The sequence below is a fragment of the Deinococcota bacterium genome (assembly GCA_030858465.1).
Lineage (GTDB): Bacteria > Deinococcota > Deinococci > Deinococcales > Trueperaceae > JALZLY01.
On the sequence record JALZLY010000086.1, the window covers coordinates 1 to 9,825 of the forward strand.

Consider the following 9,825-nt stretch of genomic DNA (forward strand, 5'->3'; position numbering starts at 1 on the left):
GCGAACAGACCGAAGCGGCGTTCGAGGTGCTCGTGCCCGATCCGAAAGCGTGGTCGCCACAGAGCCCGCACCTCTACGACTGCACCGTCCGCCTCGAGCCGGAGGACTCAGAGGCTGTGGCGGACGAGATCGAGACCTACTTCGGCCTGCGCTCGGTCTCACGGGAGCGTTGGCAGGACAACGCTTACGAGTACGTCTTTTTAAACGGCGAGCCGGTCTACCTGCGCGGTGTCTTGGATCAGGCCCTTCATCCCGACGGGCTGCACAGCTATCCCTCGGACGACGCCATCCGCGCCGACGTCCAGGCTACCAAGGACCTCGGTCTCAACATGCTGCGCTGCCACATCAAGGTGAACGAGCCGCGCTACTACTACTGGGCGGATAAGCTCGGCGTCCTGATGATGTACGACCTGCCCTCGGCCAGCGTCTATACGCCTACTGCTCGCACCAACTGGGAAAACACCCTCCGCGAAGCGCTGACGCGCGACTACTCGCACCCCTCTATCTTCTCCTGGATCCTCTTCAACGAGACATGGGGCTTGGAGGAGCACCAGACCTCGGCCTCTTGGGCCTGGGTGGCGAAGATGTTCGACCTCGCCAAGAGGCTCGACCCCACGCGCCTCGTCGAGGACAACTCGGCCTGCCTCTTTGATCACGTCAAGACCGATCTCAACACCTGGCACTTTTACTTAAATAGCTACGACCGGGCGCGGCGCGAGATCACCCGCATTGTCGAGGAGACGTATGAGGGCTCGGGCTACAACTACGTCGGCCACCGCTACGGCCATTTGGACGGTGCCCTGGACTACAAACAGGGCACGGAGCCGCTCCTAAACAGCGAGTACGCGGGCTTGAGCGCGAGCGGCGGCGACAAGGACGTCGCCTATACCTTCAAGTTCCTGACTTCTGAACTCAGGCGGCACGCGAAGATCTGCGGTTACGTTTATACCGAGCTCGCCGATATCGAGTGGGAGCACAACGGCTTTTTGAACTATGACCGGAGCGAGAAGAAGTTCGGCTACGACGGCTTCGTTCCGGCAATGGCGGTCCGGGACTTGAACGGCGCGGACTTCGTCGGCCTGGACTGTCCGCCCTGCCAGACGCTCTCCCCCGGCAGCCTCTTCTCGGCCCCCGCCTTTGTGTCGCACTGGGACAACGCGCGCCCGCTGACGAGCGCCCGGCTGTGCTGGCGCGTCACCGCTATTGACCGTTTCGGCGAGAGACTCGAGCTGGGCCAAGGAGGTCGGGAGGTCCAGCCTGACCGCTACGGCGTGACGAGCGGGGGCAGCGTCGAGGTGCAGCTGCCTAACGAGGAGGCGCTCGTGACCGTGGCCCTGTGGCTCGAGGACGCGGGCGGCAACGTCCGCGCCCGCAACTACGTGAACGTGGACGTTCACGGTGACGGCTATAGCAACGGCGCAGCGGAGGTCGAGCGAACGGCGCAGGGCTACGCGCTGCGCTTTCGGCCCGGCGACTTCAGCCATTCCTCCTGGCCGCAGCCCGTTCTGGGTCCGCGCAGTGGCAAGTTCGGGGGCAACCTCGCGGGCTGGGTCGAGTATGCCGTCCCGCTCCCGACCGATCTGGACTCCGCTGGCCTGCGGGGCCTGCGGCTCGTCTTCGAGGCGGGCGCGCGCACGGCCAGCCGCCGCCTCGGTTGGCAGGACCGGCCCCACGGCCGGACCGGCAACTACCCGCAGACGGAGGCCCAGGGGCTGCCCAGCGACCTCTTGGTGTCGGTGAACGGCCTGCCCCTCACGGACGCCCCGCTGCGCCTGCCCGACGACCCCGCCGACGCCCGCGGCGTCTTGAGCGCCCACCTGAGCCCGAACTTCGAGTACGCCTCCTACGGCTTTCTGACCAGGCTCGAGGTGGGCGCAGAGACCGCACGGCGCATCCTCGCTGCGAGCTGGGACGGCAAGCTCCTCGTGCGCTTCGAGATTCCGCACAGCGCCGCCAAGCGGGGCGGCCTCAACCTCTACGGCGCGCGCATGGGCGCCTTCCCACTCGACCCGACGGTGCTCTTAGACACCAGCCGGTAAAGCCTCGCGCCTGTAGCCAGGAGCCAGAAGAGGACGCTATTCTCCTGACTTCTGGCTCCTGACTTCTGGCTCCTGGCTCCTCGTCATCTCAGAGCCCAGCTCGCTAGTCACCACTCCAAGGGTAAATGACGCTTTTGATGACGCCGTCTTTATAGCTCGCTTGCAGTTCAAAGGCTTGCGGGGTTCGCTCGAGGCTGAAGCGGTGGGTCATCAGCGGCGCTAAGCTCACCTTGCCGCTCTGCACCATGGCAATCGCCCGGCTGTAGACGTTGCCCATCCTCCGCGACAGCTTGATGGTCAGCCCCTTGCGCCGCACCAAGGAGGCGTTGAGGGTGAAGTGGTCGCCTTCAGGAATCCCCACCAGCACCAGCCTGCCGCCGATGCGCACGGCCTCGGCGGCGTGTTGCGGGCCGAGCGGGGAATTGGTCGCCTCCAAGACGACATCTACACCGCGACCGTCCGTCCACGCCACAACAGCCTCCCACGAGGCGGCCGTGGCGTCCGCGCCTAGTGTCGTCGCCACCTCGGTGCGGTAGGCCAAGGGGTCGACCACCATGACCTTGCCCGCCCCACACCAGCGGGCGACCTGAAGGATGAGCAGGCCGATGGGTCCGGCGCCCAGAACCGCCACCGACGCCATCGGCTTGAGCCTCGCCAAATCGAGCGCGTGAATCGCCACGCCGAGGGGCTCGAGCAGGGCGGCGGTGGCCGCGTCGAAACCGGGCGGCAGCGGCACCAGCTCCCCGGCTCGGGCGGTAACGTACTCGGCCAGCGCGCCCCCATAGGGAGGAACGCCGGCAAAGGCGACGTTGGGGCAGAGGTTGTGATGTCCGGCCGCGCACCACTCGCACCGCCCGCAAGCGCGGTTGGGGTCTACCGCCACGAGCGTGCCGGGGGGCAGCGTCCCTCCTTCCACGACCTCGGCGGCGAACTCGTGGCCGAGGACAAAGGGCACACTCGCCCTCGTCGAGCCGATGGCGCCCTCTAAGTAGTGGTGCAGGTCACTCCCGCAGACGCCTACGGCTCGAACTTTGAGCAGCACCTCGTCTGGGGCGCGCTCGGGTAAGGGAACGTCGCCAACGCGAAGGTCGCGTATACCGTGCAACAGTGCGGCTTTCATCTCTTTACTCCTTTGCTGGCAGAGCCTGTGGTGACAAGAGTCATCAGCCCTTTAGTTGCGCAGGCCCTGCGCGAGGGCGTAGTAGAGGTCGTTCTGCCGCAATTCGCTCTTGAACTCGCGCAGCCTGGTGTTTTTGTCGATGACCACGACTTCTACCCCGGCCATTTCGGCGAAGTCTTCGATGTGTTCGGTGGTGACGGCGTAGCTGTAGCCGGTATGGTGCGCGCCGCCGGCGAGTATCCAGGCGGCGCAGGCGGTCTTGAAGTCGGGCTGGCAGGCCCAGAGCGCTCTAGCCACCGGAAGTTTGGGCAGCTCCGGTGGGGTCAGCGCCTCGACCTCGTTCACGATGAGGCGGAAGCGGTTGCCCATGTCGACGAACGAAACGTTGACGGCGGGGCCTGCAGGCGCGTCGAAAACGAGGCGCACCGGGTCCTCCTTGCCGCCGATGCCGAGCGGATGGACCTCGAGCGAAGGTCTCTCCGAAGCGATGGACGCGCAGACCTCGAGCATGTGCGCGCCCAGCACCTGGTGTCCCGCCGGGTCCAAGTGGTAGGTGTAGTCCTCCATAAAAGAGGTGCCGCCGGGCAGGCCCAAGGCCATCACCTTCATGGCGCGCAAGAGCGCCGCCGTCTTCCAGTCGCCTTCGGCGCCAAAGCCGTAGCCGTCGGCCATGAGGCGCTGCACCGCTAAGCCGGGGAGCTGCCTTAAGCCGTGGAGGTCCTCAAAGGTGGTGGTGAAGCCTTTAAAGCCGCCCTCCTCGAGAAATGCCCGCAGGCCCAGTTCGATGCGCGCGCCCTCGCGCAGCGAGTCGTGACGCGCACCGCCTCTTCGCAGCTCCCCGGCGACCCTGTAGCCCTCTTCGTATTCGGCGACGAGAGCGTCCACGGCCTCCTCGGCGACGGCCTTGACCTTAGCGGCAAGGTCACCGACGCCGTAGCCGTTGACCGAGAAGCCAAAGCGCATCTCGGCGGCGACCTTGTCGCCTTCGGTGACGGCGACAAAGCGCATGTTGTCGCCAAAGCGGGCGAACGCCGCGCCTTGCATGTCGGACCAGGCGTGGGCCGCCCGCACCCACGCGCCGAGACGGTCTTGCACCTCGGGGTCGCGCCAGTGCCCGACCACCACCTTGCGGCCCAAACGCATGCGGCTGTGGAGAAAGCCCGCCTCGCGGTCGCCGTGGGCGGACTGGTTGAGGTTCATAAAGTCCATGTCGATGCTGCTCCAGGGCAAGTCGCGGTTAAATTGGGTGTGAAGATGACAAAAGGGTTTGCGCAGGGCGGAGAGGCCAGAGGTCCACATCTTGGCGGGCGAAAAGGTGTGCATCCACAAGATGAGGCCCGCACAGTCTGGGTCGCTGCTGGCCTCGAGGCAGGTCCGGCGGATCTCTTCGGGCGTGGTGAGGACGGCCTTAAAGACGACCTCGAGCGGGATCGCCTCAGAACCGTCGAGGGCCCCCGCGATCTCCCGGGCGTTGGCCGCGACCTGCTCGAGGGGGCCGGGACCGTAGAGGTGCTGCGACCCGCAGACGAACCATACTTTAGGCGTGGCGAGATGTTTCATGGCGTAGCTGGCTCCTCTTGGCGTTTGAAGTCACGGTGACGGCGAGCACTCACTGGCCGTACTGGGTGGTGTAGCGCTCATAGAGCCTGTCGATGTCTTGCGGCTTGATCGCTAGAGGCTGCCCCAGCTGGTGGGCCAAAAAGACCGTGCGGGCGACGTCCTCACACATAATTGCCGCTTTCACCGCGTCCTTGGGGGTTTGGCCGACCGTAAAGACCCCGTGGTTTTGCATGAGGATCGCAGGCGAGCGGTGGCCCCGCAAGACCTCGACCACCTCGCGCCCTATCTCCTCGCCGCCGATGAGGGCAAAGCCGCCGCACGGGATGGGGCCGCCGAACTCGTCGGCCATGGCCGTAAGAATACAAGGGATGTCGCGCCCTAGTGCACTCCAGGCGGTGGCGTAGGGGCTATGGGTGTGCACGATGCCGCCGACCCTGGGCATCTCACGGTAAATATAAGCGTGGGTGGCGGTGTCGGACGAAGGCTTATAAAAGCCTTGGCTTTGGAGCGTGGCGATATCGACCTCGACCATCGTCTCCGGCGTCAGATCCTCAAAACCAACCCCGCTCGGCTTGATGACCATAACGTCGCTCTCGGGGATGCGGCCGCTGATGTTGCCGCTCGTCCAGGACACCAGGTTGTTGGCGGGCAAGAGCGCGTGGAGCTTGCAGACCGCCTCCCTTAAGTTCTCCAGCGTCATTCTCTTACTCCCGCTTCCACCGATTTGGTTTCGACATGTCTCGAGCGGTGTTCGCGCAGACGCTTCATCACGCCCCCCGGCTCATGGCGGCCACTGCGCCCGAAGAGGTCGTGAAGGTAACGGTAGTCCTGGTAGAGCGCGTCGTAAACCCCGGTGTGTTCCCTCTTGGGCCGGTAGACGGTTTCGCTCAGCCCGCCCATCCGCGCCGCCGCTTCGGCGATGTCGCGGTAGGCGCCCGCCGCCACGGCGGCGTGCATGGCGGCGCCGAGCGCGGGCCCCTGCTGGCTTTCGATGACAAAAATTTCACGGTTACAGACGTCCGCGTAGATCTGCATGAGCAGCGGGCTCTTGCCGGGCAAGCCGCCCGCGGCGATCAGCCTCCGGATGGGAACGCCGCTCGCCTCGAACGACTCGATGATGACGCGCGTGCCGTAGGCGGTGGCCTCGAGCAGCGCCCGGTAGATGTCGGGGGCGGTGCTGGCAAGGGTCAGGCCGACAATCAGTCCGGAGAGTTCAGCATCGACCAACACGCTGCGGTTGCCGTTCAACCAGTCGAGCGCCAAAAGGCCGTGCTCCCCCGGCCCTTGCTTGGCGGCTTCTTGTGTCAGATAACCCTGGAGATCAAGCCCTTGCCGCGCGGCCTTGTCATGGTAGGCCGGCGGCACCGCCTGCTTGACAAACCAGGCAAAGATGTCTCCGACCCCGCTCTGCCCCGCCTCATAACCGTAGTAGCCGGGGACGACGCCTCCCTTGACGGCGCCGCACATCCCCTCGACCTCGCGCAAGTCCTCGGCGACGAGCATGTGGCAGGTCGAGGTGCCCATGATCATCACCATGGTGCCGGGCTCGACCTGCCCGGTGGCGGGCACGGTGACGTGGGCGTCGACGTTGGCTACCGCCACGGTCGTACCGGCCTGAAGTCCTGTCCACCCTGCCGCCGCCGCCGTCAACGCACCCGCTTTGGCGCCGAGCGGCGCGAGTTCAAAGAGCATCTTCGTCTCGACGACATCGGCGAACTGAGGGTGCAGCGCGGCAAAAAAGTCCCGGCTCGGGAAGGCGCCGTCCTGATACATGGCTTTATAACCGGCGGTGCAGGCATTGCGCGTCTCCACCCCGGTGAGCTGCCAGACAACCCAGTCGGCCGCCTCGATAAGGCGGTCGGCCTGGTGGTAAACGTCAGGCGCCTCCTCTAAAATCTGCAAAGCCTTGCTAAAAAACCATTCGCTGCTGATCTTGCCGCCGTAACGCGCCAGCCAAGGCTCGCTCATGGCGCACGCCGTCTCGTTGATGCGGTCGGCTTGCGGCTGCGCGGCGTGGTGCTTCCAGAGCTTTACCCAGGCGTGCGGCTCGTCGCGCAGCTCGGGCAGGCGACAAAGCGGCGTTCCGTCAGCGAGCGTCGGCAGCATGGTGCAGGAGGTGAAGTCGATGCCGACGCCGACAACCTGCTCAGGGCGAACGCCGCTCTCTTGGAGTACCGCCGGTACCGTCCTCTTTAAAACCTCGAGGTAGTCCTCAGGGTTTTGCAGCGCCCAGTCGGGCGGCAGCGGCTTCTTACCTCCTGGGAGGCGCTTGTCGATCACCCCGTCGCCGTAGGGGTGAACCGCGCTGGCAACCTCTTTGCCGTCCTTTAGCCTTACCAGCACGGCCCGCCCGGACTCCGTGCCGTAATCGACTCCGATTGCGTAGCGATGGTCATGGTTGTCTGTATCAGGCATGAGCGTTGGCTCCATAGTGCGCATTAGATGGTTTAGCTGGTCAAGTATAACGTATAATGCGGTTACAAAACCATTCGAGCTGTGAACGTTCACAGCTTATCACCAACCACACCACCAGTCAACCCAAAGAGTCCGTCGCCCCGTAGTGCCGCAGAGGAAGCATCAAGACGCACCCTCCACCGCGTTCAGCACAGGCAATGACGCTAGCATCCGCTCCTCGCTCTCTCGCGCGGTGACGCCCGCGTCTTCAGCAACGCCTATACAACTTGGCACCGGTCCCGGCTGCGTTTTCATGTAGTCAAAGAGAACCTCGATCAGCTCAGCCTGGCTTTTTTGCTCATGCTTGGCCGCCTCTTTAAGCAACTTATGAAGTTCAGCAGGTAGATAAAGGGTCGTCTTCTGCATAGCTGAAGCGTACCACATATGGCAAATAACCGCGGCTTAAACGTTCTCCTTGCATACCTAGTGCTCCGTCAGCATGAAGTGGACGCTCCTTGGGGTTACGCCCTCAAGGGGCTGCGGACCATCCCCCGCCCCGCTCTCGTCGTCACCGGCAACCGCTCGCCTCACTACCTGCGCGACCTGCTCGAGTTGCAGCCTGAAGGGCTCGTGGTCTTGGCCCTCGAGCCCGCCGATGTTCCCCAAGCTCTAAAGAGAGTCGCCTCGGGAGAGACCTTTTATAGCGGCCCACCCTTGGGAGCTAGTCCGCTCAGCCAGCGCGAGCGGCAGGTCTTACGCCTCGTGGCCTTTTCCGCCCACAACGACGACATCATCCTTGGCGCGCCAAGGATCGGCATCTCCAAGGCGGGGGTTTCGAACCTGATCTCGAGCATCAAAGACAAGCTGCAACTGCGTAATCACGTGGCGCTGTCGCTCTCCTACTTAGGGGTGTTGCCGACGCTTGGCGGCGAGGACTTCGACAAGCTCTTGTAAAAACTCCCCATCTGGAACGCTTGCCTTAAAGATGAACTTTTCACCCTTTGACCGTGAAAAGTTCACCTTTAGAGCATGAGGTTTTCTCTTGCGTTAGCAGCTACAGAATGTCTACGCTGTCTTACAGGCGTTGACGAACCCCTAAAACCAGTCCTTGCGCAGCAAGGATTGCCAAAAGTTAAGGGAGAAAAACACAAAGCAGGTGTAGCACCCGGAAGAGGAGTTTCAAAAGGATGGGAGTACAGACGGAACCACCGGCCCAAATTCTGTGACTTAAAGGGAAAGGAGAATAGACTTTGTGAAAGACAATTCTCATGCTAACGTGCCGGTCATCTGGCAAACTGGAGAAGGTGGGGTGGCATGCAACTGACCGATGTGCTCAAACAATCCTTGAGGCAGTTCAGGACGCGCCGGCTCGAGTCCGTCCTCATCACCGTGGCGGTTGCCCTGGGGGTCGGCGTGGTGACGGCGGTGGCGGCCTTTTTGGATATCGGGCGGCAGCAGCAGGCGCGCTTTGGTGACATGCTCTTTTCCCGCGAGATCAGCCTTCAGGCCCGGGCGGACGACTACAGGGCCTTCTTTACCCCGGGGTCTGCGCCTGCGCCCGCGCGCGAAATCGGTCTTGCCTCGGATGAAGCCGTGGCGCTGACGCTCGACGACTTAGCGCGCGCCCGGGAGGCAGCCCCCAGCGTGGACTACGCCTATATTCAGGACTTTCGCGGTTTCTCGCTGCCGGATGATGGAGGCTTCGTCCAGGCCTACGCGGTTACGCAGGACTACCTCGCCGCGGCGGAGGTCCAAGTCACCTCGGGCAGCCTCCCGTCGGAGAGCGACTTCGCCGAAGGGGGGCGGGTGATGCTGGCGACGCCGGGGCTGGTCGAGCGGCTCGGGCTCGAGGGTGACCCTCTCGGGAAGGAGGTCGCCTTTGGCTTCAACGAGGAGCGCTACACCATTATCGGGCTGCTGAGTGAGCCTGACCCGCTCGAGCAAGGCTTCAGCCCTGACGCGCTGGTGCCGTTTACGCCCTCGCCTTTTGGCGGCGTCCGCGAGCTGAAGTTCGCCGTCGCCGACGCTGCACGTCTGGGCGAGGCCCGCGCCGAGCTCGAGGCCTTCGCCCGGGGAGCCTGGGGGGAGCGGGTGAGCGTGTCATCGAACGATTTCATCGGCGAGTTTAGCAGCCAGTGGCGCCTGATCAGTCTGGTCATCGCCGCCTTTGCCTCGACCGGCCTCGTCGTAGCCGCTTTAAACATCATGAACCTGATGCTGGCGCGGGTGTTGAGGCGCCACCGCGAAATCGGCATCAACCGCAGTCTGGGGGCCAGCCGGGGGCTCGTCCGCGGCCAGTTTCTCGCCGAGGCGCTGCTCTTAGGCGTGCTGGGGGGCACATTGGGGGTTGTGGCGGGCTACGGCCTGCTCGCGGCCTTTAACAGCTTTATGCAGGCGATGATGGCGGGCCAGCCGGCGCTGACAGGGCCCGCGCTCAGCCTCTCGCTGCCCGCCGTGCTGGTCGGCTTGGCTTTAGCGGTCGGCGTCAGCCTGCTCTTTGGCCTCTATCCGGCGGTCATGGCCTCAAAGGTGCGCATCGTCGAAGCGTTGAGGGAGTTCTAGTGTCACTCCTCAGCCTCTCGCTGCGCAGCGCCTTGCGGCGGCTGAAGACGAGACCGCTGCGCAGCCTCCTGACGCTGCTTCAGGTGCTCTTGGGCGCCTTAGCGATGACGCTGGCGCTGTCGGCCTCGCTGGGCTCCCAAGGGGCTGGGC

At 64.2% G+C, this 9,825-nt stretch carries 8 protein-coding genes; 3 read left to right on the forward strand and 5 right to left on the reverse strand.

Annotation, left to right across the window (positions count from 1 at the left end; translation table 11 throughout):
* The coding region (locus M3498_04210; GenBank protein ID MDQ3458501.1) for a hypothetical protein at positions 1 to 2,039 on the forward strand (2,039 nt) is incomplete at its 5' end.
* A gap of 103 nt (positions 2,040 to 2,142) precedes the next feature.
* Here the strand turns inward: M3498_04210 and M3498_04215 are convergent.
* The 5 genes from M3498_04215 to M3498_04235 form a co-directional block, all read right to left on the reverse strand.
* Positions 2,143 to 3,159, reverse strand: coding sequence for an alcohol dehydrogenase catalytic domain-containing protein (locus tag M3498_04215; protein MDQ3458502.1), 1,017 nt, complete (start codon positions 3,157 to 3,159; stop codon positions 2,143 to 2,145).
* A 51-nt stretch (positions 3,160 to 3,210) separates the two neighbouring features.
* Complete coding sequence (gene araA / locus M3498_04220; GenBank protein ID MDQ3458503.1) at positions 3,211 to 4,719, reverse strand: L-arabinose isomerase; 1,509 nt, start codon at positions 4,717 to 4,719, stop codon at positions 3,211 to 3,213.
* 49 nt (positions 4,720 to 4,768) lie between these two features.
* The gene (locus M3498_04225) at positions 4,769 to 5,419 is read right to left on the reverse strand and encodes an L-ribulose-5-phosphate 4-epimerase (GenBank protein MDQ3458504.1); all 651 of its coding nucleotides are present in this window, start codon (positions 5,417 to 5,419) and stop codon (positions 4,769 to 4,771) included.
* Positions 5,416 to 7,134 carry a ribulokinase gene (locus tag M3498_04230; protein ID MDQ3458505.1) on the reverse strand — a complete coding sequence of 573 codons (1,719 nt, stop codon included), beginning with the start codon at positions 7,132 to 7,134 and terminating at the stop codon, positions 5,416 to 5,418. Before M3498_04230 ends, M3498_04225 begins: the two co-directional genes overlap by 4 nt.
* 162 nt (positions 7,135 to 7,296) lie before the next feature.
* Positions 7,297 to 7,539 carry a ribbon-helix-helix domain-containing protein gene (locus M3498_04235; protein MDQ3458506.1) on the reverse strand — a complete coding sequence of 81 codons (243 nt, stop codon included), beginning with the start codon at positions 7,537 to 7,539 and terminating at the stop codon, positions 7,297 to 7,299.
* A 60-nt stretch (positions 7,540 to 7,599) separates the two neighbouring features.
* Here M3498_04235 and M3498_04240 point away from each other — a divergent pair, with 60 nt between their 5' ends.
* Together M3498_04240 and M3498_04245 are read left to right on the forward strand one after the other, a co-directional pair.
* Entirely contained in the window at positions 7,600 to 8,067 is a 468-nt protein-coding gene (locus tag M3498_04240) for a LuxR C-terminal-related transcriptional regulator (protein MDQ3458507.1), read from the forward strand.
* A 360-nt stretch (positions 8,068 to 8,427) separates the two neighbouring features.
* A complete protein-coding gene (locus tag M3498_04245) occupies positions 8,428 to 9,675 on the forward strand; it encodes an ABC transporter permease (protein ID MDQ3458508.1) in 1,248 nt (415 codons plus the stop codon).
* The last annotated feature ends 150 nt before the right edge of the window (positions 9,676 to 9,825 follow it).